The organism is Undibacterium sp. TJN25 (assembly GCF_049339885.1).
Taxonomy (GTDB): domain Bacteria; phylum Pseudomonadota; class Gammaproteobacteria; order Burkholderiales; family Burkholderiaceae_D; genus Undibacterium.
In genome coordinates this window covers 1-19,084 of the sequence record NZ_JBMPPM010000020.1, presented here as the reverse complement: position 1 = coordinate 19,084, position 19,084 = coordinate 1, and the positions used below count along the sequence as shown (strand labels likewise).

Annotated in this window: 21 protein-coding genes, 3 tRNA genes and 1 riboswitch; of the genes, 10 read left to right on the top strand and 14 right to left on the bottom strand. The window is 58.1% G+C overall.

Annotated elements, in window-relative coordinates:
- Positions 1 to 44: 44 nt before the first annotated feature.
- The 3 genes from ACO0LO_RS28170 (at position 45) to ACO0LO_RS28160 (ending at position 3,603) form a co-directional block, all read left to right on the top strand.
- Positions 45 to 242, top strand: a complete 198-nt coding sequence (locus ACO0LO_RS28170) for a DUF2905 domain-containing protein (RefSeq protein ID WP_422969722.1) — start codon at positions 45 to 47, stop codon at positions 240 to 242.
- A gap of 97 nt (positions 243 to 339) precedes the next feature.
- Positions 340 to 1,974 carry a tetratricopeptide repeat protein gene (locus ACO0LO_RS28165; protein WP_422969720.1) on the top strand — a complete coding sequence of 545 codons (1,635 nt, stop codon included), beginning with the start codon at positions 340 to 342 and terminating at the stop codon, positions 1,972 to 1,974.
- A gap of 69 nt (positions 1,975 to 2,043) precedes the next feature.
- Positions 2,044 to 3,603: an HDOD domain-containing protein gene (locus ACO0LO_RS28160; protein WP_422969718.1), complete on the top strand. Its 1,560-nt coding sequence runs from the start codon at positions 2,044 to 2,046 to the stop codon at positions 3,601 to 3,603.
- A gap of 165 nt (positions 3,604 to 3,768) precedes the next feature.
- Here ACO0LO_RS28160 and ACO0LO_RS28155 read toward each other — a convergent pair whose 3' ends face one another.
- The 6 genes from ACO0LO_RS28155 to ACO0LO_RS28130 form a co-directional block, all read right to left on the bottom strand.
- Positions 3,769 to 4,590 (bottom strand): hypothetical protein, encoded by an 822-nt coding sequence (locus tag ACO0LO_RS28155; protein WP_422969716.1) that lies wholly within the window; start codon positions 4,588 to 4,590, stop codon positions 3,769 to 3,771.
- Positions 4,587 to 4,994, bottom strand: coding sequence for an arsenate reductase (glutaredoxin) (arsC, locus tag ACO0LO_RS28150; RefSeq protein ID WP_422969714.1), 408 nt, complete (start codon positions 4,992 to 4,994; stop codon positions 4,587 to 4,589). The genes ACO0LO_RS28155 and arsC overlap by 4 nt, the downstream gene beginning before the upstream one ends.
- Positions 4,995 to 5,046: 52 nt before the next feature.
- Positions 5,047 to 5,622: a TMEM165/GDT1 family protein gene (locus ACO0LO_RS28145; protein ID WP_422969712.1), complete on the bottom strand. Its 576-nt coding sequence runs from the start codon at positions 5,620 to 5,622 to the stop codon at positions 5,047 to 5,049.
- 92 nt (positions 5,623 to 5,714) lie between these two features.
- Positions 5,715 to 5,831, bottom strand: a riboswitch (yybP-ykoY riboswitch).
- 72 nt (positions 5,832 to 5,903) lie between these two features.
- The gene (kefC, locus tag ACO0LO_RS28140) at positions 5,904 to 7,712 is read right to left on the bottom strand and encodes a glutathione-regulated potassium-efflux system protein KefC (protein ID WP_422969709.1); all 1,809 of its coding nucleotides are present in this window, start codon (positions 7,710 to 7,712) and stop codon (positions 5,904 to 5,906) included.
- The gene (locus ACO0LO_RS28135) at positions 7,712 to 8,287 is read right to left on the bottom strand and encodes an NAD(P)H-dependent oxidoreductase (RefSeq protein ID WP_422969707.1); all 576 of its coding nucleotides are present in this window, start codon (positions 8,285 to 8,287) and stop codon (positions 7,712 to 7,714) included. Before ACO0LO_RS28135 ends, kefC begins: the two co-directional genes overlap by 1 nt.
- A gap of 144 nt (positions 8,288 to 8,431) precedes the next feature.
- Entirely contained in the window at positions 8,432 to 9,349 is a 918-nt protein-coding gene (locus ACO0LO_RS28130) for a LysR family transcriptional regulator (RefSeq protein ID WP_422969705.1), read from the bottom strand.
- Between the two features lie 120 nt (positions 9,350 to 9,469).
- On the opposite strand from ACO0LO_RS28130, the gene ACO0LO_RS28125 reads away from it, so the two are divergent.
- The 3 genes from ACO0LO_RS28125 to ACO0LO_RS28115 all read left to right on the top strand — a co-directional run bounded on the left by ACO0LO_RS28125 (position 9,470) and on the right by ACO0LO_RS28115 (position 11,959).
- Positions 9,470 to 10,072, top strand: coding sequence for a short chain dehydrogenase (locus ACO0LO_RS28125; protein ID WP_422969703.1), 603 nt, complete (start codon positions 9,470 to 9,472; stop codon positions 10,070 to 10,072).
- Between the two features lie 228 nt (positions 10,073 to 10,300).
- The gene (locus ACO0LO_RS28120; protein WP_422969701.1) at positions 10,301 to 10,993 is read left to right on the top strand and encodes a hypothetical protein; all 693 of its coding nucleotides are present in this window, start codon (positions 10,301 to 10,303) and stop codon (positions 10,991 to 10,993) included.
- 222 nt (positions 10,994 to 11,215) lie between these two features.
- A complete protein-coding gene (locus tag ACO0LO_RS28115; RefSeq protein ID WP_422969699.1) occupies positions 11,216 to 11,959 on the top strand; it encodes an MgtC/SapB family protein in 744 nt (247 codons plus the stop codon).
- Between the two features lie 3 nt (positions 11,960 to 11,962).
- Here the strand turns inward: ACO0LO_RS28115 and ACO0LO_RS28110 are convergent, their stop codons facing one another.
- The 8 genes from ACO0LO_RS28110 to paaA form a co-directional block, all read right to left on the bottom strand.
- Positions 11,963 to 12,790 carry a c-type cytochrome gene (locus ACO0LO_RS28110; protein WP_422969697.1) on the bottom strand — a complete coding sequence of 276 codons (828 nt, stop codon included), beginning with the start codon at positions 12,788 to 12,790 and terminating at the stop codon, positions 11,963 to 11,965.
- A 12-nt stretch (positions 12,791 to 12,802) separates the two neighbouring features.
- Complete coding sequence (locus ACO0LO_RS28105; protein WP_422969695.1) at positions 12,803 to 13,774, bottom strand: MBL fold metallo-hydrolase; 972 nt, start codon at positions 13,772 to 13,774, stop codon at positions 12,803 to 12,805.
- Positions 13,775 to 13,784: 10 nt separating this feature from the next.
- Positions 13,785 to 14,399 carry a TetR/AcrR family transcriptional regulator gene (locus ACO0LO_RS28100; protein ID WP_422969693.1) on the bottom strand — a complete coding sequence of 205 codons (615 nt, stop codon included), beginning with the start codon at positions 14,397 to 14,399 and terminating at the stop codon, positions 13,785 to 13,787.
- Positions 14,400 to 14,479: 80 nt separating this feature from the next.
- Positions 14,480 to 15,571, bottom strand: coding sequence for a 1,2-phenylacetyl-CoA epoxidase subunit PaaE (gene paaE / locus ACO0LO_RS28095; protein ID WP_422969691.1), 1,092 nt, complete (start codon positions 15,569 to 15,571; stop codon positions 14,480 to 14,482).
- 11 nt (positions 15,572 to 15,582) lie between these two features.
- Complete coding sequence (gene paaD / locus ACO0LO_RS28090) at positions 15,583 to 16,107, bottom strand: 1,2-phenylacetyl-CoA epoxidase subunit PaaD (protein ID WP_422969689.1); 525 nt, start codon at positions 16,105 to 16,107, stop codon at positions 15,583 to 15,585.
- A gap of 17 nt (positions 16,108 to 16,124) precedes the next feature.
- Positions 16,125 to 16,937: a 1,2-phenylacetyl-CoA epoxidase subunit PaaC gene (paaC, locus tag ACO0LO_RS28085; protein ID WP_422969687.1), complete on the bottom strand. Its 813-nt coding sequence runs from the start codon at positions 16,935 to 16,937 to the stop codon at positions 16,125 to 16,127.
- Positions 16,938 to 16,952: 15 nt separating this feature from the next.
- Positions 16,953 to 17,240 carry a 1,2-phenylacetyl-CoA epoxidase subunit PaaB gene (gene paaB, locus ACO0LO_RS28080; RefSeq protein ID WP_422969685.1) on the bottom strand — a complete coding sequence of 96 codons (288 nt, stop codon included), beginning with the start codon at positions 17,238 to 17,240 and terminating at the stop codon, positions 16,953 to 16,955.
- Positions 17,237 to 18,268, bottom strand: coding sequence for a 1,2-phenylacetyl-CoA epoxidase subunit PaaA (gene paaA / locus ACO0LO_RS28075; RefSeq protein ID WP_422969683.1), 1,032 nt, complete (start codon positions 18,266 to 18,268; stop codon positions 17,237 to 17,239). Before paaA ends, paaB begins: the two co-directional genes overlap by 4 nt.
- Positions 18,269 to 18,537: 269 nt before the next feature.
- Here paaA and ACO0LO_RS28070 point away from each other — a divergent pair.
- The 4 genes from ACO0LO_RS28070 to ACO0LO_RS28055 form a co-directional block, all read left to right on the top strand.
- Positions 18,538 to 18,622 (top strand) — tRNA-Tyr (locus ACO0LO_RS28070).
- A gap of 37 nt (positions 18,623 to 18,659) precedes the next feature.
- A tRNA-Gly gene (locus ACO0LO_RS28065) sits at positions 18,660 to 18,733 on the top strand.
- Between the two features lie 57 nt (positions 18,734 to 18,790).
- A tRNA-Thr gene (locus ACO0LO_RS28060) sits at positions 18,791 to 18,865 on the top strand.
- Between the two features lie 96 nt (positions 18,866 to 18,961).
- Positions 18,962 to 19,084, top strand: a 123-nt coding sequence (locus ACO0LO_RS28055; protein ID WP_017454492.1) for a GTP-binding protein, incomplete at its 3' end; no start/stop codon positions are given.

Genomic DNA, 19,084 nt, shown 5'->3' with positions numbered 1-19,084 from the left:
TCTCGGCCTCTAGATGCGCCAGTGCCAAAACAGGAAGAATTCGCATGATACGCTGGGTCATCACCATATTTGTCGCACTGATCGTCTTTTCCGCCTTGCTGCCCTGGCTGGAAAAGCTGGGCGTAGGGCGCTTGCCGGGCGACCTGCGATTCAAGCTGTTCGGCCGGGTTTTCTCGCTGCCGTTTGCATCGACGATCCTGTTGTCGCTGCTGGTGCTGCTGATAGCACGGTTCCTGAAATGAATGCTGCAGCTTCCGCCGGGAATGCAGCCGCCGCAGGCGTGCGTGCGATTGCCATACCGGCCATGCATAACGAATAAATAATAGGCTGAAGATTTTCATGAGCGATCTGGCGGATATACGGGCTTTGCTCATTGAACCGCATGCGGGTATGCGGGTCAGTTTGCATAACATGCTGAATTTATGCGGCATTTCAAAAATCGAGCATTCCCAGACGGCGGGCATGGCTGTGCGTACGATACAGTCCAAGCCTTTCGACCTGGTCATGTGCGAATACGATCTTGGCGTCGGCCAGGACGGCCAGCAATTGCTGGAAGATATACGCCACCACAAGCTGACGCCGCTGTCCACGATCTTCATCATGGTGACTGCCGAGCGTTCCTACGCCAAGGTCGTCAGCGCCGCTGAACTGGCGCCGTCCGACTACCTGCTGAAACCCTTTACTGCCGACATGCTGCTGGAAAGAGTCATGAAGGCGATCGACAAGCGCAAGGCCTTTGTCGAAGTTCATGCACTGATGGACAGGGGCGACCTCGCGGCCGCGGTGGCTGCCTGCCGCGAAGGCGGTGATGCCCATCCCAAATATGCGGTTGATTTCATGCGCCTGAGGGCGGAGCTGCATGTGACGCTGGGCGAAGCGGTGGAAGCCGAGGAAATCTACACTAAGCAGTTTGAACTGCGTGCCGTCGCCTGGGCCCGGCTGGGGCTGGCCAAGACGCTGTTCATGCAGGGCCGCTACGAAGAAGCGGAGAGCCTGCTGAAAAGCCTGGTGGCCGAGAACGATAAATTCATGGACGCCTACGACTGGCTGGCCAAGACCCATGAAATCGTCGGCCAGTTGCCGGAAGCAAAAGCTGTGCTGGACACCGCCGTCAGCATTTCGCCGCACGCCGTGCGCCGCTTGCGCAAGCTGGGTGATATCGCGCTGGAAACCGGGGATATCGACACTGCGGAAAGCATATTCAAGAGGGTCGTCAGCAAGGCCAAGTATTCCGATTTCCGTGATCCGGAAGACCATGCGAAGCTGGTGGATGCACTGGTGCAGAAGGGCGATACCGAACAGGCAAAGTCGGTGATACGCGATCTGGAAAAGAGTATGTCCGGCATGAAGAAAACCGAGGCCTGCCGCGCAATTTCGGCAGCGCGCGTACACGCAAAGACGGGCGATGCGCGGCTGCTGGAAGAGCTGGGCGCGGCCGTCACCGCCAGCCAGGAAGATATAGGGTTGTCTGCCGCCACCAAGCTGGGGCTGGCGCGCAACTGCCTGGAAAACGGGCAGGAGGAGCAGGCTACGCAGGTGGTGCTGGACGTGATGCGCAATGCCAGCAGCCCGCAGATGATGTCACGCGCGATGGGGGTGTTTGAAAATGCGGGGAAAAACGATATCGCCCGGCACCTCGCGCAGCAAAGCCGCCAGGAAGTGATGGCGCTGGTGTCCAACGGCGTGCAGAAAGCCAGGGATGGCGATTTCAAAGGATCGGTCGAGGTAATGACGGCGGCCGCCCGCAAATCGCCGGACAATCCGCAGGTGGTGATGAATGCTGCGCTGGCGACGCTAAAATATCTCGAAAATTTGGGATGGGAAGGTTCCGTCGCCGCGCAGGCGAGGATGCTGATAGAATCCGCGCGGCGGCTCGATCCGATGAATCCGCGCTTGCGTGCAATCAGCGGCCTTTATGATGCATTGCAAAAAAAGTACGGCATTAACTCAAACTCAAATAGAAAAGTTAAATAATGTTGCAATTGGTGTTGGATTTAACACTGGTATGCCAAGCGAACCTGCAGGCACTGCTACACTGAGTTCATGACAAGCGATCCCTCTGCATTCCTGCAACACGACGCGCCAGAAATGCCGCGCGACAGGATATTAAAAAAAATCGGTGAAGACCTGAGCCTGCCCACGCTAGGCGTGGCGGTGTCCAAAGTCGTTGAAATTACCTCGTCCGGTGAAGACCCGGTCGCCAAGCTGGCGCATTTTGTCTTGTCGGATGTCGGGCTGACGCAAAAAATATTACGGCTTTCCAACACCATCCAGTACCGGAATGCCTCGGGCATTCCGGTGACGACGATCTCGCGCGCGATTTTCCTGCTGGGTTTCAATACGGTGAAGACCAGTGCGCTGGCGATGCTGCTGGTGGATTGCTTCCAGGACAAAAAGCATGCGCAAAGCGTGCGCAAGGAGCTGATCCATGCGCTGTGCGCGAGCATCGTCGGCCGCGAGATGGCGCAGCGCAGCATCTATCATGATGCCGAAGAAGCTGCGGTTGCGGCATTGTTCAAAAACATGGGCAGGGTGCTGGTTGCCTCCTTCGACCATCAGCTGCATGGCCGCATACAGTCGATGATAGACACAGGCAAAGCGACGCCCGCGGAAGCATCCGACCTGCTGCTGGGTTGCGCCTACGAACGCTTCGGCGAGCTGGCCTTGCAGGACTGGAAGATTCCCGACACCATCGTGCAGTCGCTGGGGCGCCTTCCCGGCGGCACGCTGAAGCGGGCAAGCAACCGCAATGACTGGCTCAAGCAGGTGGCCACTTTCAGCGACGAGGTCGCCGACCAGATACTGGCGCCCGGCACCAATTCGCTGCCGGACCGCTGCAAGGGCATCTTGCTCAAATTCGGCAATGTGCTGGATCTGGACAAGGACCGCCTGGCCAGCCTGCTGGCGCGCGTGGAGCTGGAAACCCGCGAGCTGGCGAAAAGCATGGACATCGCGATGCCGCCTGTGGGCACTGCCGCGGATGAACTGTCGGATAGCCGGGAAGTGCCGAGCGAGTTCTTGCTGAAAGCCTTCGATTCAGAGCAAATGCAGGAAAAGTCGGAACGCTATGCCAGCGGCAAACCGGTCAATGCGCGCGACCTGCTGCTGGCCGGCGTGCAGGATGTGACGCAGATGCTGGCCTCCGACCAGTGCAAGCTGAACGACCTGGTGCTGCTGGTGCTGGAGACGCTGTACAGCAGCATGGGTTTCCGTTTTGCGACGGCCTGCCTGCGCGACGTGCAGTCTTCGCGCTTCGTCGCAAGGATCGCGGTCGGTGAAAAATATGCGGAGCGGCAGAAGGCATTTGCTTTTCCTTCCAAGATTGAAAGCGACATCTTCAGCTTGGCGATGAGCAACAACGCCGACCTGATGATTTCGGATGCGATGGCGCCCAAGATACAAAGCATGCTGCCCGCCTGGCATAAGGCGCTGCTGCCGGATGCACGCAGTTTCATCGTACTGCCTCTGGTGATACAGAAGAAACCGCTGGGTTTGTTCTATGCTGACAGGGCAGTGGTGGCGGAAGAGGGTGTGCCGCCGGACGAGACGGCCTTGATCAAGACCCTGAAGAGCCAGCTGCTGGCGGCAATGATGCGGGGGTGATACTACCAGCCAGTGCATTATTGCCCGAACATTCGGGCGTCTGTCTGTGCATTGAGAGCGGTAAGCCAAATGGAGTGAAACGACCTCCGTTATGCCTACCTGAGCTGCCAAATATTTCGCTTCTGCGTTATTCGCCTGAATCCGTCTCCGGCCGCCTGCGCACTGTTATGCCAGCGGAATTCCCTGTTTCTTCGCCAGCGCATCAATATCCTGCCATATCGTCATCTGGTTCAAGAGCCGTGTGGCCGGGTCCAGCATCGCGTTCAGGTTGAAGAAGCGTTCCAGCGCGGTGTCGTCGAAGCTGCTGCTTTGCGAGAAGTTAGTGCGACCGTATTGTTTGCGGAAGGCGCTGAGCAGGTCGGCCGGGAAGTCCTTGTGCCAGGATTGCATCAGGCCGCCTACCATCAGTGCACAGTCCGTTGTCTGTTCCAGCGTGCGGGGGCTGCGCGAGCCTGCATCGCGGTAATCCAGCAGGCGCGGGAAATGGAATTTTTTGATCCAGTTGGCAGGGATGCCGCCCTCGCGCACGATGACGCCGCAACGCCAGTTACCCCAGCTTTTTTCAGCCTTGCTGCTTAAGACGCTTTCTTCCACGACGGCGGCTTCGTGTTTGCTGGTGCCCTCAATGAAATTTTCATTGGCCCAGACGGTGCAGGCTTCACCCAGTTCTATGTCCAGCACGACGGGCATGCCGGCTTGTACGGCGATATCTTCGAGTTCCGGCATCGCCGGTTTCTGCCCGTGGGCGTCCTGCAGTGCCTTGACAAACACATCCATGACAGCCTCGTTGTCGCGGTGCAGTTCGCCGGTGGCGTCGCAAAATGCAGTGCAGGCGGAGAAATATGCCATCAACTCGCCGACGTAGATGCCGTTGGCGATGGCGGATGCCGCCGCAGGCTGTATGCCGTTGCGCAGCATTGGATACAGCTGCGTGGAGACGGTGCCGTATTTAACGATGGTTCCCGCCGGCAGTGTGAAATCGCTCATGATGCTGCTTTCTGCTGAGAGTGTTGATGCTGAGTGCTGTCGAACAGGGCCAGCACGTGTTCCGGCGGACGCCCTATCGCAGCCTTGCCGCGATAGCTGACGATAGGTCTCTGCAACAGCTTGGGGTGTGCTGCCAAGGCAGCCAGCAACAGGCTGTCGGCTGCCTTGGCCAGGTCCAGCGCCGCGTATTCATCTTCATTATCGCGCAGCATGTCGTGGACGCTGGTGCCCAGCTGCATGTGCAGCGCTTCCAGTTCCGCCAGCGAGGGCGGGGTTTTCTGGTAGTCGATGACGTTCAGCTCCAGGCTTTCGCGCTGGGCGATGTCCTGCACCAGTGCCAGTGTTTCGCGCGATTTGCTGCAGCGGGGATTGTGGTAAATGCTGATTGCCTTGTTCTGTTCCATGTTTGCTCCGTACTTGCTTCATCAGCAGGCAGGAGCGACCCTGCCTGAGAAATTAAAATAAACCGCTGCCCATGCCCAGCAGCACCGCCGCGCCGATCAGCAAGAAGATGGTTGCCGCGATATAGCGCACCAGCTTGAAAGGGAAGTTCGGCGATGCGATCTTGCCCAGGAAAACCGCGGGCACATCGGCCACCATCATGCCGACGGTGGAGCCTGCAACGACCCAGCCTATGCTGGAATATTTCGCGGCCAGCGCGACTGTTGCCAGTTGCGTCTTGTCGCCTATTTCCGCGAGAAAGAAGGCAATGCACGTCACCATGAAGACGCCATAGCGGCTGTGGCTGACGGAACTGTTTTCTTCCATCTCATCCGGTTTCAGCGTCCACGCAGCAATCGCGATAAATGACAGGCCGAGCGCCCAGCGCAGCACACCGGCGGACACATGGGCGGCTACCCATTGGCCCAGCAGGGCTGCCAGCGCGTGGTTGGCCAAGGTGGCGCACAATATTCCCAAGACAATAGGAAGCGGTTTTTTATAGCGGGCGGCCAGCAGCAGCGCCAGTAATTGGGTTTTATCGCCGATTTCACCTACGGCGATGGCTAAGGCAGAGACGAGGAAAGCTTCCATGGATGTGTGCGGATCGGGCGAATTGGCCAATGATACATACGCCTGCCGCCCAATCCCTGGTCGTTGCAAGCGCATATATCAAAGGTCTTGCCAAACCTGCCAGCCGCTGTAAGCGCTTTCAGGCCAAACGCACCATGACGATCGTCAAGTATGTTGATGCGTTTTCTTCAGTCTGGGACCAAAGAAGACTACTCCCCAATGAATATGTGAGCAGGATTATACAGCATGGCGGAGCGCAGGGAGCGGCGGCCCTGCAAATTTATGTTGCACATGGCCGCTGCTCAGGGGGCGTCCCAGCCATCGGTTTGCTGCTTGTCGCGGGCTTCGCGGTCACGTGCAAACATCTCTTCCAGTTCATCCTTGGCCTGTTTTGCCAAAGAGACCAGCTGCTGCTGGTCCTTGTAGTGCGGATAGACCGCGTGCATGGTCTTGATATTGTGCGCCCGGAATTTCATCGCAGTCTGCCTGGCCTGATAGGCGCCGAAGCCCAGGTCTTCCAGCACGCGTCGCCCCAGCTGCAGCGAGCCCTCAAAGGTTTCGCGCTCGAACACGGTGACGCCCCTGTCCATCAGCTGATAGCAATGGGTGATATTGCGCGCGCGCGCCATGATGTGCAGATGCGGGAAGCGTTGCCGGGCAACGTCCACCAGCTTCAGGCTGGCTTCCAGGTTGTTGATGGCCACGACCAGTATTTTGGCCTTGTCGGCGCCGGCGGATTGCAGCAGGTCGGCGCGGGTAGCATCGCCATAAAAAATCTTGAAGCCGAATTTGCGCAGCAGGTCGATCTGGTCAGGATCGTGATCCAGCACGGTGGCATAGATGCGGTTTGCATACAGCAGCCGGCCGATGATCTGGCCGAAGCGGCCGAAGCCGGCAATGATCACCGGACTGTCCTGCGGCGTAATGTCATCGTCGGGCCGCTGGTCCAGGTTGCGCAGGCGCGGTTCCAGCCATTTGTCGTACAGCACCAGCAGCAGCGGCGTGACGACCATCGACAATGCAACGACGACCACCAGCAATGCCGACGTGTCAGGCGAGAAGACCTTGGCCGAAGTGGCCGTGCTGAATACGACAAAGGCAAACTCGCCGCCCTGTGCCAGCAGGAAGGTGAACAGGCTTTGCTGCGTGCGCGGCAGCTTGAAGCATTTGCTGAGGAGATACAGCACGCCCATTTTCGCCGTCAGGAAGATGGCAACCAGGCCGAGGATATGCCAGGGCTTGGTCAGGAACAGGCCAAAGTCCACCGACATGCCCACGGCGATAAAGAACAGCCCCAGCAGCAGGCCCTTGAACGGTTCCAGATCGCTTTCCAGTGCATGCCTGTATTCCGATTCCGCCAGCAGTACGCCGGCCAGGAAGGTGCCTAGCGCCATCGACATATTGACCGATTCCATCAGCAGCGCGATCGAGATGACCAGCAGCAAAGCGAACGCGGTGAAAATCTCACGCATGCCGGTCTTGGCAATCACGCGCAAGATGGGCCGTATCAGGTAGCGGCCGCCGACGATCAAAGCGGCGATCACGCCGACCACTTTCAGGCCGTCCAGCCAGCCTTCGGTCTCGCCCTGGGTTTCTGCCACGCCCAGCAGCGGGATTAGCGCAATCATCGGAATTGCCGCTATGTCCTGGAACAGCAAGATCGAAAACCCGGCACTGCCTGCCGGTGTCGCCATCAGGTTGCGCTCTTCCAGCGTTGCCAGCGCAATTGCCGTCGAAGACAGGGAAAGCCCGAGCGCGGCGATCAGCGCAGTCCGCCAGTCTGCCCCCAGCGCCAGCCCCGCGGTAAACAGTGCGGCGCTGCAGCCCAGCACCTGGGCTCCACCCCAGCCGAAGATGGGTCGGCGCAGCGACCACAGGCGCTTGGAGTCAAGCTCCAGACCGATGACGAACAGCAGCAGTACGACGCCGAATTCCGAAAAGTGCAGGATGATCTGCACGTCTTCTATCAGGCGCAGGCCCCATGGGCCTATCGCCATGCCGGCGATCAGATAACCTAATACGGCGCCCAGGCCCAGGCGCTTGGCGACCGGCACCGCGACGACGGCGGCCAGCAGGTAGATCAGTGCATTAAACAGCAGATTGTTTTCCATTACACTTCCTCGTCTGCGAGAGTGGCCGGTGCCTTGGGCCATTCCGGATAGCTGGACAGCAGGTCCTGAAAATGCAGGCAGTGCTGCTGCACAGTGGCTTCGCTGGCCTGATAGGCGCCGTACAGCACGTAGGGCGGTACCCAGTGCATACCGCACAGGCGCGCCGTCTGCAGGAAAGGAGTCAGGAAGACATCCAGCGGATAGCCGTGCTGGCCGCTGTCTTGATATTCACTGATGGTACCGCCGGTGCTGAGCACCAGCCAGCAATCCTTGCCCTGCAATTCATTGCCATCGCTGCCATGCGCCCAGCCATGTTCCAGCACGACGTCTATCCATTCCTTGAGCAGCGAGGGCATGCCGTACCATTGCACAGGGTGCTGGAAGATGACCAGATCGGCGGTCTTCAGCAGCGCCTGTTCACGTTCCACGTCGATATGGAAATCGGGATAGGTCTCATACAGGTCGTTGACCTGCACATTCGGAATGGCGTGCGCCACGTCGATGAGGCGGTGGTTGACGCGCGAGCGCTGGCTGGCGGGATGGGCGTAGATCAGTAATATATTTGCTGGTTGCATGGTTCTATCGGTGATCTGGGCTACGGGCAGCGAGGGCGTTCCGTGATTGTTCTCAAAAGATGCTTGTCAGAGAGGGCTGGCATGCCAGTATAAGGAATATCTCATTTGGCAAAGTATGAAATATTGCACTTGCGACTCCAGCCGCTATCGTGGCGGTTTCTCCTGGGGAGGCGCGCCGAAGCGTTCCAGCATGAAATCGATGAAGCTGGTGAGCTTGGGTGTTGCTTGACGGTTGCGTGGATAGACGATTTGCACGGGTCTGGAGGCGGGCGTGTAATCCTCCAGGATGGAGACCAGGCGGCCGGCGGCAATGTCTTCATTCAGCAGCACTTCCGATTGCAGCACGATGCCGAAGCCTTGCAAAGCCGCCATGCGCAGCGCCTGGCCGTTGTTGGAGCGGAAACGGCTGGCCGGTATCAGCGATTCGGTATCCGGTTCGCCGGGCAGGTTTCTCAGTTTCCAGCGCACGTGCTTGTTCCAGTGCATGAAGTCCAGGCACTGGTGGGCGCTGAGCTCTGCGGGAGTGTGTGGCGTGCCTTTGCGCGCCAGGTAGTCCGGCGACGCGCAGATCCGCATTCGGTACGGGAACAGCGGGCGCGCCACCAGGCCCGAGTCTTCCAGTACGCCTATGCGGACGGCGGCGTCATAACCCTCGTCCACCAGATCAACGACCCTGTCATTCAGGTTGAGGTCCAGGCTGATTTCCGGATAGCGCCCAAGGAAATCGGCCATTGCCGGCGCCAGCCACTGTGAACCGAACGACACCGGTGCGTTCAACTTCAGGACGCCGCGCGGCGTAGCCTGCATCGCTTCGGCGCCGGTCTCCGCGGAGCGTATTTCTGCAAGGATGACGCGGCAGCGTTCACAGTACTGGTGGCCGATCTCGGTCAGGCTTTGCCGCCGCGTTGTCCTTGTCAGCAGCCGGGCACCCAGCTTCTGCTCCAGGAAGCGGATGTGTTTGCCGACCATTACCGGTGAAATATCGTAGGCCTCGGAAGCGGCGGTAAAGCTGCCCGCATCCACGACGCTGACAAAAATTTCCATGCTGAGCAGTTTGTCCAATGATTTTCCCAAAGCCCGCAATTGCGAACCCACAGTTTTTAATGTTGTTCATGGTAGCGTATTTATTCACAAATTGATTGAATGAATAATGACAGCTCAGTCAATGCATGGAGCGAAATCATGAAGAAAATCCTCGTAATCGGCGCTGGAGGCGCGATAGGCAAAGCGGTAGTGTCCCAGCTGGAACAAAGGCATCAGGTAATCAAGGTGGGTAAAAACCGTGGCGAGCATCAGGCAGACATTACCGACATGGACAGCGTAAGGACTTTGCTTGAAAAAGTCGGCAAGGTGGACGGCATAGTGCTGACCGCCGGCCAACTGCACTTCGGTCCGTTGCAGGAAATGACGCCGGAATTATTCGCGGTAGGCTTGCAGGACAAGCTGATGGGGCAGGTAAACGTCGTGCTGGCAGGACAGGACTATCTGAGCGATGGCGGTTCGTTCACGCTGACCAGCGGCATAGTCGGCAATGAGCCCATCCTTTATGGCGCCAATGCGACCACGGTGAACGCGGCAATCGAAGGTTTTGCACGTGCGGCCGCCATAGAGCTGAAGCGCGGTCTGCGCATCAATGTGGTCAATCCTTCGGTGCTGCAGGAGTCGCTGGACAGCTACGACCCTTATTTTTATGGTTTTGAGGCGGTGCCGGCCGGCAGGGTAGCGCTGGCGTATAGCCGCAGTGTGGAGGGTGCGCAAACGGGGCAAGTTTACCGGGTCTGGTAATATCTCTGAAGGTGCCCCCGACAGGGACATCCGACTGTGTGGACAAATATTTAACATTGCCTTGCAACATCTTTCTTTTCAGCAGGCTTGAGTTTTCCGGTTTTATGCCGATGTTATAAGAATGGGCAATTCTTTCGCTTTGCGAGGTTTGCTAATTTGTAATTTGTCTGGTGTGGCGACTGATTCCGTTTGACTCCGATTCGTTGCGCCTATATGGAAGGAAACATCATGCGCGTCGCCAATACCACCAATATTCAGCAACCCATCAGCCTTGCTCCTGCGAAAACCCGTGATGCCACACAGACCGACGCGGCTAGCGGCGCCACCGGGGCTGCCGCAGCACAGGATACCGTGACATTAAGTGGCGGAGCGTCCAATAATGTCAGCAATGCAACCTATTCCAATCCTAGCCTGAACAAGACAGCGCAAGCGCCCGACCTGGCATCAATGCTGGAAGAGTCCAACCGCAAGGCGCAGCAGATCATCGACCTGATACGTCCGCTGGTCGAGCAGCAGGGCTTGAAATTGGCCGACGTGGCCAGCGGCAGCCAGCAATTGAGCGCCGACCCCGCCGCGATTGCCAAAGCCAAGGACGATATCAGTGAAGACGGCGATTTCGGCGTCAAAAAGACTGCAGAACGGATATTGAGCTTCGCCAAGGCCAGCATAGGTGACGATCCCGCGAAGCTGGATGCAGTGCGCGCTGCCGTTGAGAAAGGTTTTGCCGAAGCGCAGCAAGCGCTGGGAGGCAAGCTGCCCGACATCAGCAACGATACGTTGAAAGCCATTGAAGACACCTTCGACAGCTGGAAAGCCAATGGCATTCCTTCCGGCAATGCCACCATCGTGACGCCGCCTGCCGATTCTTCGTCCGGCACCGCGGCAACAGGCAGCACCACCAAAACAGCGGCAACCTCCTAGCGCGCCGCGGGTTTGGCTTCGGCGGACTGTCTGACGCACGCGTGAGCGTAATGGAGCCAGTCGCCGTAGTCACCCGCCGCCATGTGGCATTGTAAAATTGCAACGCCGGGGCACGTCATAAAAAAAAGCCTGCGTTTATTCGGGTATGCTGAGCAAGTTTTTAGAACTCATCTCAGACATGCGTTCTAGTTTGCCCGATTAAAACGACAAAAAAGCCCGGCCATGACCATCGTTGAATCCTTCCTGCCTTTCTGGACCCATTCGGAACTGGCTACCAATCTCATTATTTTCCTGAACCTGTTCGGCGCCTTGCTGCTCGGCTTCATGGTGGGTTACGAACGTACCTACCATGGCCGCGCCGCAGGCATGCGTACATATGGCCTCGTATGCATGGCCTCCGCCGCGCTGGTGGTGATTACCGGCTACCCCGAGTACTGGTTCGGCGCACGCGGCAATCCGCCGCTGAACCTGGATCCCACACGCACCATACAGGGCATAGTGACCGGCATAGGCTTCCTCGGAGCAGGGGTCATCATGCGCGAGGGTTTCAATATCAGCGGGCTCACGACTGCCGCATCGCTATGGGCATCGTCGGTCATCGGCATCATGGTCGGCGTCGGTTTTTACTGGGCGGCGATCGCGTTGGCCTTGCTGTCGGCGATGTGCATGGTGTGGATTTCCAAACTCGAAGCGCGTTTACCGACCCGGGCCGCAGTGGCTATCACGCTCAGTTTCCGGCAAGGGTTTGTGCCGCGCGAGGATGTGTTGCGGCGGGTCGCTCTGGAGCGCGGGTACGAGATTGCCGGTGGCACGCTGGCAATCTCGGTCAGGGAAGGCAAGGCCGAATGGCGCTTTGTCGCAGTGGCGCTCAACAAACATCTGGCGTGGACCATCAGCGCCTTATCCAATGAGCTGGCGACCTTTGCCGGTGTGGATTTTTTTCAGATGACGCATGCCAGGAACTGAAGCTTAGCGCTGCTTTGCCATTTGCTTCAGGTAGGCGATCAGGTCGTTCAGGTCGGTTTCCGGGAGTATGCGCTCGCTGAAGCCCGGCATTGCCGACTGTTTCCAGCTTCTGACCGAGGCGGGCTCGCGTACCAGCTTGCGCAGGTAAGCTTCCTGAAAATATTCGGTGGGATTGTAGGGCTTGTTCAGGTCGGGACCGATCGCTGCGTCGCCGCCGCCGTTGATCTGGTGGCATACCGCGCAATTGGTCACGAAGACTTTCAGGCCTCGGTATTCGGCGCTGTCTGCCGGAGACTTGGGCAACAACTGGGTATGGCGGCTTTCCAGCGGTTGCGATTCAGCGATTTTGGCAATCTGATAAGGCCACTGTTCATTGGATACACCGGCTTTTTCCGGTGTCAGCCAGATCAGGTAAAAAGGCCCTGCGCTGGCTGGATCGCCCGGCTTGACGGCGGGCCATTGATGGTCAGCCGGCTCTATCGCCAGCCAGGCCTGTGCATTGCTGGCCAGCAGCGGACCCGGGATATTGGCGACAAAACCATCCAATGCGGTAAACTGCACCGAACTCATCTTCTGAACCTGCGGCAGCAATGCCGCTACCGGGATGGCCTGGTATTTCATCGCGCGGTGATAGGTCGCATCGTTGGTAATGTCTACGCTGCGCAGTCCGGGCTGGCTTAGCAGTTCGCTGCGCGTGAATTTCTGTACCTGGCTCCCGCTCGTCACTTCCAGCACGGCTTCCGCGGACCATGCATAGCCGCCGACACCTGCAGTAGCGATGACGATAGCGAGCAAGGCCAGCTGCTTCAGCTTTTTTTTGATAGCGCTCATTCTTTTCCTTTTTTAGTCAGCCTGCAGGCCGTGCCACATTTCCTGGTCGCGCTCTGCGGTCCAGATGCGCGGGTGCTTGATGCCCTGCGCCTCATCTACTGCGCGGGTGACGTCGAAGGGCAGGCAGTGTTCATAGATAAAAACGTGGCCGAACAGCGGATCCATGGTCTTGCGCGTATGCGCCATCGCCTGCTTCAGGTTCATGCCGGCGGCAACGGCTTCTTTCGCGCTTTGCAGCAGGCTGGTGACGAAATCACGGGTATAGTCCAGCCCCCGGTTGACCTGCTCAGGGGTGAGCAGCGCAGGTCCTCGGCCCGGCACCAGTTTGTCGGCCTGCATTGCGCGCAGTGCTTCCAGCGTGGCAGGCCATTCTTCCAGCTGGGCGTCGCCGGTGTAAGCGGCTGCGTCGTACTCCACGAGGTCGCCTGAGAAACAGATTTTTTGCGAAGGTATCCAGGCTATGGTGTCGCCCTTGGTATGGCCCATGCCTATATGCTGCAGCTTTACTTCCAGCTTGCCCATGAAGACCGTCAGTTCTTTTTCAAAGACCATCGTGGGCCAGGTCAGGCCGGGTACCGATTCCACGCCGGAGAACAGGCGTGGAAAGCGCTCTATTTCGGACTGCATATCCTGCGCGCCGCGTTCGGCGATCATTTCATAGGTGCCGCGCGACGCAATAATCTGTTCCGCGCCTTCATCGAAATAGGCGGAGGCGCCCAGCACTCGCACTGCATGGTAATGCGACAGCACCACATATTTGATCGGCTTGTCGGTCACACCGCGGATGCGCCGTATCAGGTCCTTTGCCATCAGTGGCGTTGCCGTAGTGTCGATAACCATCACGCTATCGTCGCCGATGATGACGCCGGAATTCGGGTCGCCTTCGGCGGTGTAGGCATAGGCATTGGCCGACAATTTGATGAAACTGATCTTCTTGGCTTCCAGGTCCGCCTGCGAGGCGAATTGCTTTGTATTCGTATTCATCGTCTTGTCCTTATTCCGGTGAGCCGGATTGTCCAGCTTTGTCCGCTGACAGGCTGTCCATGCCGTGCATGAAAACACCGGTCACCAGTTTTGCAAAATCCTTGTACGACATCTTTCCAGATGCATCCTGGTCCGGCTTCAGCCAGGTGAAAGTCCAGTTGATCATGCCGAACAGCAGCATGGTGACCGCGCTGCGGTTCTTTTCTGTTGTGCTGCCAGGATAGGCTCGCTGTATCGCCTGTGTAAACAGGTCCACCACTTGCCTTTGCGCGTCCAGAATGCGCCTGCGCTGCGGCTCCTCCAGGAATTTTACATCGTTCAGCAAGGCGATGTGCCGGGTTTGCGAATGCTCGTATTCCACCAGGAAGGCTTCAATCAGAGCGGGCAGGCCGGCATGGGTTTGCGCAATGCTGATCAGCACGCCCGTGTATCTGTCCAGCAGGTCAAACAGGATTGCATCCTTGCTGGGGTAGTAGTGGTATAGCCTGGCCTTGGACGTGCCGCAGGCGCTGGCAAGATCGTTCATCGACGTGCCTGGGTAGCTGTTGGCGGCAAATGCCTGTGCAGCGCGCTCCAGGATTTCATCGCGCTGCAACTGGTGGTCGGGTGATTGGGTGCGCGCCATATTATTGATTTTCTGTGACTGGTTATTCGTTGCTGAGGGGATGCTGCGACCGGTCCGCCTGAGAGAGCTGTGTCAGCGGCTTACCGCTCGTCAAAAGATACCACGACCTGCTCGGTAAGCGGGTGAGACTGGCATGTTAATACAAAACCCTGCGCCACTTCCCAGTCTTCCAGCGTGTAATTTTTGGCCATGGCAACTTCGCCCTCCAGTAGTTTGGCGCGGCAGGTGCAGCACACACCGCCTTTGCAGGCATACGGCAAATCCAGCCCTGCCTGCAGGGCGACATCCAGCACGCTGGCGCCTTGCCGTGGCAGGCGTAGCGCGTGGCGCTTGCCGTCCAGCAGCACCGTAAGTGCCACCGTGTCTGCATCTGCGTGTTCTACGTTTGCAACGACGGCGCCAGCGGACCCGGTTGCGGTCTCCGGCGTGCCGAAGCGTTCCGTATGCACCTGCTGCCTGGACATGCCCGCTGCCAGCAGGCTGGTTTCCACGCAATCTATCATGTCGTTGGGGCCGCAGATGAAGGCATGGTCGATGCCGGCGGCGGGAATCAGCTGCAGCAGCGCGGCCATTTTTTCTGCATCTATGCGCCCATGATGCAGGGCGATCTCATTGGGTGCGCGTGACAGGATATGGTGCAACGACAGGCGTTCCAGGTAGCGGTCCTTCAGGTCTTCCAGTTCTTCGCAAAACAGGATGGTGTCGGCGCTGCGGTTGCCGTAGATGAGTGTAAAGCGGCTCAGCGGTTCGCGGGCCAGCGTGGTTTTGATGATGGAAAGCACCGGTGTGATGCCGCTGCCTGCCACGAAAGCGGCGTAATGCCTGGCGCGCGCAGGTTCCAGCGCAATAAAGAAGCGGCCATCCGGCGGCATGACGTCGATGCGGTCGCCGGTGTTGAGCTTTTGGGCGGACTGCGAGAACTGGCCGCCTTCGACGTGCTTGATTGCTACGCGCAACGTACCATATTGCTGGTACTCGTCCACGCTGCTGCAGATTGAGTAGGCGCGCCGAAGCTCTCGCCCATCCACGTGAGTGCGCAGCGTCAGGAACTGTCCTTGTGTATACAAGTAGTGTTCCCGCAGTTCTTCAGGGACGGTAAAACTCAGGGAAACGGCATCCTGGGTCTCTTGCCTGGCTTCGCGTATGTGCAACGTGTGGAAATGGGGACTCATGTTCGGCAGCGTCAATAGGGTTTGAAATAGTCGAAGGGCTCTCTGCATGCGGTGCAGCGGTACAGCGCTTTGCAGGAGGTGGAACCGAATTCGGACAGCAGTTCAGTATCTCTGCTACCGCAGTGGGGACAATCAGGCGCACTGGCCCTGGCGGCAGGCATGCGTATAAAGCGCAGCACCTGGCTGGAAGAGGGCAGGGCGGGTTGCGGCGGCGCGATACCGTAGGCACGCAGCTTGTCCCTGCCTGCCTGCGTAATCCAGTCGCTGCTCCAGGCGGGTGATAACACGGTGCGCACGCTCACTCGCGCGATGCCGCCGGCGCGCAGTGCGCTGCAGATGTCTTCTTCGATTGCCTGCATCGCAGGGCAGCCCGAGTAGGTCGGCGTGATGACAACCTCTACTGTGTCATCCAAGATATGGACATCGCGCAGTATGCCCAGTTCTTCAATGGACACAACCGGTATCTCCGGATCCGGCACTGTTTGCAGTAACGCCATGACGGCTTCTCTGCTGACACCCTGTATTGTGGCGGCCATGATATTTACTGTGTCGCCTACCAGTTGGCGCCGGGATGGGCGCGCGCCAGCGACTGCATCTCCGCTAGCAGGAAACCGAAATGCTCGGAATGCTGGCCAGTCTTGCCGCTGCTGCGGAACTGTGAACTGTTCCAGGAGGGCGGCCATGCGAGAGTGGCGTCCTGTATCACGCCCTGTACCAGCTGCTCCCAATCGGGTTTCAGGCTGGAGCCTGGAATCGCAATGTCCTCGGCGGCTGCCTGCTGCTCTGTCTGGTCGGCAGAGAAAAATTCCTGTGCATACGGGAGCAGCGCGTTTAATGCATCTTGCGCGCGGCGATGAGATTCCGCAGTGCCGTCGCCGAAGCGCAGCATCCAGTCGCTGGAGTGGCGCAGATGATAGCGCGCTTCTTTTGCCGATTTGGCGGCGATGGCGGCCAGCTGGCGGTCGGCTGACTCCGCCAGCGCCTGCCATAGCAGCACTGCGTATGCAGAGAACAGGAAATTGCGGCAGATCGTAAACGCGTAGTCGCGCTGCTGCTGGCCTTTTTCCAGGCCGGAGTTCGGCAATTCCAGCATCGTGAAATTGCGAAAGCCGAACTGTTCGCGGAAATAAGCCAACTGGTCTTCACTTTGCGGCGGCTGCATCAGCGAGCCTGCGTGGCTCAGCAGCAGGCGCGACTGGCCTATCAGGTCCAGTGCGATATTGCCGAGCGCGATGTCTTCCTCCAGCACCGGGCCGTGGCCGCACCATTCGGCCAGACGCTGGCCGAGGACCAGCGTGCTATCGCCAAGGCGCAGCAGATAGTCGATGTGGGATGAAAGGGCCGGCAGGGAGTTAATATTATCCATATTGCTTATACACCGTCACATGTGTTTGACTTCTTCCGGCAACTCATAAAAGCTTGGATGGCGGTAGATCTTGTCTGTCGCGGGCTCGAACAGTTCATCCTTGTCTTCGGGCGCGCTGGCAGTGATCGCATTGGACGGCACGACCCAGATTGATACGCCTTCCTGGCGCCGAGTGTAGACATCGCGCGCCATTTGCAGCGCTTGCCGTGCGTCGCTGGCATGCAGGGAGCCGCAATGCTTGTGCTCCAGCCCTTGTTTGCTGCGGATAAAAATTTCCCACAGCGGCCATTCTGTTGTGTTCATCGCTGGTCTCCCTGCTTGTCGCCGTTACCGCCGCCATGTTTATTGGCATACGCCAGCGCCGCCTCGCGCACCCAGGCGCCGTCTTCGTGGGCCTTGACACGGGTGCCCAGCCTTTCCTTGTTGCAGGGGCCGTCCCCAGCCAGCACGCGCATGAATTCGGACCAGTCGATCTCGCCGAAGTCATAATGGCCGCGCTCTTCATTCCATTTCAATGCCGGGTCGGGGATGCTCAGGCCCAGCAGTTCCGCTTGCGGCACCGTCGCATCAATGAATTTCTGGCGTAATGCATCATTGGAAATGCGCTTGATGCCCCATTCCATCGATTGTTTAGAATTCGGAGAACTGTCATCGTTCGGGCCGAACATCATTACGGTCGGCCACCACCAGCGGTTCAGCGCATCCTGTGCCATCGCTTTTTGTGCAGCGGTGCCGCGGCTCAGACTGAGCATGATGTCGAAACCCTGGCGCTGGTGGAACGATTCTTCCTTGCAGATACGTATCATTGCCCGCGCATAGGGGCCGTAGCTACAGCGGCATAGCGGCACCTGGTTCATGATCGCTGCGCCGTCGACCAGCCAGCCTATGGCGCCCATGTCGGCCCAGGTCAGCGTAGGGTAGTTGAAGATGGATGAATATTTGGCGCGGCCCGCATGCAGCGCATCCAGCATTTGCTCGCGCGACGTGCCCAAGGTTTCCGCTGCTGCGTACAGGTACAGGCCGTGGCCGCCTTCGTCCTGCACTTTGGCCAGCAGGATCGCTTTACGTTTCAGGCTGGGTGCGCGGGTAATCCAGTTGCCCTCCGGCAGCATGCCTATGATTTCCGAATGTGCGTGCTGGCTGATCTGGCGCACCAGCGTCTTGCGGTAAGCGTCCGGCATCCAGTCCTGCGCCTCTATTTTTTGTTCTCTGGCCAAGGCGGAATCGAATCTTGCGTGGCGGACAGCGGCAAGCTGCGCCTGGGCCTCGTCTAATGCAGGCGCGGATTCCGGCAAATCCCTGGCAGGCAGGTCTAGGGCTTGGGTGTACATGGCTAACGCTCCAGGTAAATAGATGGCATTACGCAGGGCACCACGTAGTTGGCGGGTACGCTAAAGAAGGCTTTCGCGGTGCTGTTTGAGTATATATTAAATAAACCGACTGGTCGGACTATTTATTATTCATGTCAATTTGATATGCTATCCAGGCAACTTTGATGCTTTATTGAGCAAGGCAGCGCAATCAATGCAAATTTTTAGTATCATTCGCAAATAGGTATTGACAGGTGTTTCAGACATCTTCATAATCCGGGGTTCCCTACGGAGGGGTGGCCGAGTGGTTAAAGGCGACAGACTGTAAATCTGTTCTCTCTGAGTACGCTGGTTCGAATCCAGCCCCCTCCACCATAGGTAAAAAATTTTTGCGGCTGAAGTGGTAGCCCCTGCGGGTGTAGCTCAATGGTAGAGCTGAAGCCTTCCAAGCTTATGACGAGGGTTCGATTCCCTTCACCCGCTCCAGTTTAAGTGCTTGTGATGTAGTGGAGTGTATCTGCCCCATTGCGCGCGAGCCGTGCTGCCCTTGTAGCTCAGTGGTAGAGCACTCCCTTGGTAAGGGAGAGGCCACGTGTTCAATCCACGTCAAGGGCACCATTAGTATTGCAGAGTGTCTCGCAGTTTCTGGTTTTAAATCTTAAGGTTGTCGGGCGTGTGCCTGAGCATTCTCATCAAAATCGTTAGGAGTCTAAAATGGCAAAAGGTAAGTTCGAACGCACCAAGCCGCACGTGAACGTGGGCACAATTGGTCACGTAGATCACGGTAAAACCACATTGACGGCAGCGATAGCGACAGTATTGTCCAAGAAATTTGGC

Excerpts from the sequence above, each read along its gene's own strand:
- ACO0LO_RS28170 (WP_422969722.1), top strand. The coding sequence starts at position 45 with ATGATACGCTGGGTCATCACCATATTTGTCGCACTGATCGTCTTTTCC.
- ACO0LO_RS28165 (WP_422969720.1), top strand. The coding sequence starts at position 340 with ATGAGCGATCTGGCGGATATACGGGCTTTGCTCATTGAACCGCATGCG.
- ACO0LO_RS28160 (WP_422969718.1), top strand. The coding sequence starts at position 2,044 with ATGACAAGCGATCCCTCTGCATTCCTGCAACACGACGCGCCAGAAATG.
- ACO0LO_RS28155 (WP_422969716.1), bottom strand. The coding sequence starts at position 4,590 with ATGAGCGATTTCACACTGCCGGCGGGAACCATCGTTAAATACGGCACC.
- arsC (WP_422969714.1), bottom strand. The coding sequence starts at position 4,994 with ATGGAACAGAACAAGGCAATCAGCATTTACCACAATCCCCGCTGCAGC.
- ACO0LO_RS28145 (WP_422969712.1), bottom strand. The coding sequence starts at position 5,622 with ATGGAAGCTTTCCTCGTCTCTGCCTTAGCCATCGCCGTAGGTGAAATC.
- kefC (WP_422969709.1), bottom strand. The coding sequence starts at position 7,712 with ATGGAAAACAATCTGCTGTTTAATGCACTGATCTACCTGCTGGCCGCC.
- ACO0LO_RS28135 (WP_422969707.1), bottom strand. The coding sequence starts at position 8,287 with ATGCAACCAGCAAATATATTACTGATCTACGCCCATCCCGCCAGCCAG.
- ACO0LO_RS28125 (WP_422969703.1), top strand. The coding sequence starts at position 9,470 with ATGAAGAAAATCCTCGTAATCGGCGCTGGAGGCGCGATAGGCAAAGCG.
- ACO0LO_RS28120 (WP_422969701.1), top strand. The coding sequence starts at position 10,301 with ATGCGCGTCGCCAATACCACCAATATTCAGCAACCCATCAGCCTTGCT.
- ACO0LO_RS28115 (WP_422969699.1), top strand. The coding sequence starts at position 11,216 with ATGACCATCGTTGAATCCTTCCTGCCTTTCTGGACCCATTCGGAACTG.
- ACO0LO_RS28110 (WP_422969697.1), bottom strand. The coding sequence starts at position 12,790 with ATGAGCGCTATCAAAAAAAAGCTGAAGCAGCTGGCCTTGCTCGCTATC.
- ACO0LO_RS28105 (WP_422969695.1), bottom strand. The coding sequence starts at position 13,774 with ATGAATACGAATACAAAGCAATTCGCCTCGCAGGCGGACCTGGAAGCC.
- ACO0LO_RS28100 (WP_422969693.1), bottom strand. The coding sequence starts at position 14,399 with ATGGCGCGCACCCAATCACCCGACCACCAGTTGCAGCGCGATGAAATC.
- paaE (WP_422969691.1), bottom strand. The coding sequence starts at position 15,571 with ATGAGTCCCCATTTCCACACGTTGCACATACGCGAAGCCAGGCAAGAG.
- paaD (WP_422969689.1), bottom strand. The coding sequence starts at position 16,107 with ATGGCCGCCACAATACAGGGTGTCAGCAGAGAAGCCGTCATGGCGTTA.
- paaC (WP_422969687.1), bottom strand. The coding sequence starts at position 16,937 with ATGGATAATATTAACTCCCTGCCGGCCCTTTCATCCCACATCGACTAT.
- paaB (WP_422969685.1), bottom strand. The coding sequence starts at position 17,240 with ATGAACACAACAGAATGGCCGCTGTGGGAAATTTTTATCCGCAGCAAA.
- paaA (WP_422969683.1), bottom strand. The coding sequence starts at position 18,268 with ATGTACACCCAAGCCCTAGACCTGCCTGCCAGGGATTTGCCGGAATCC.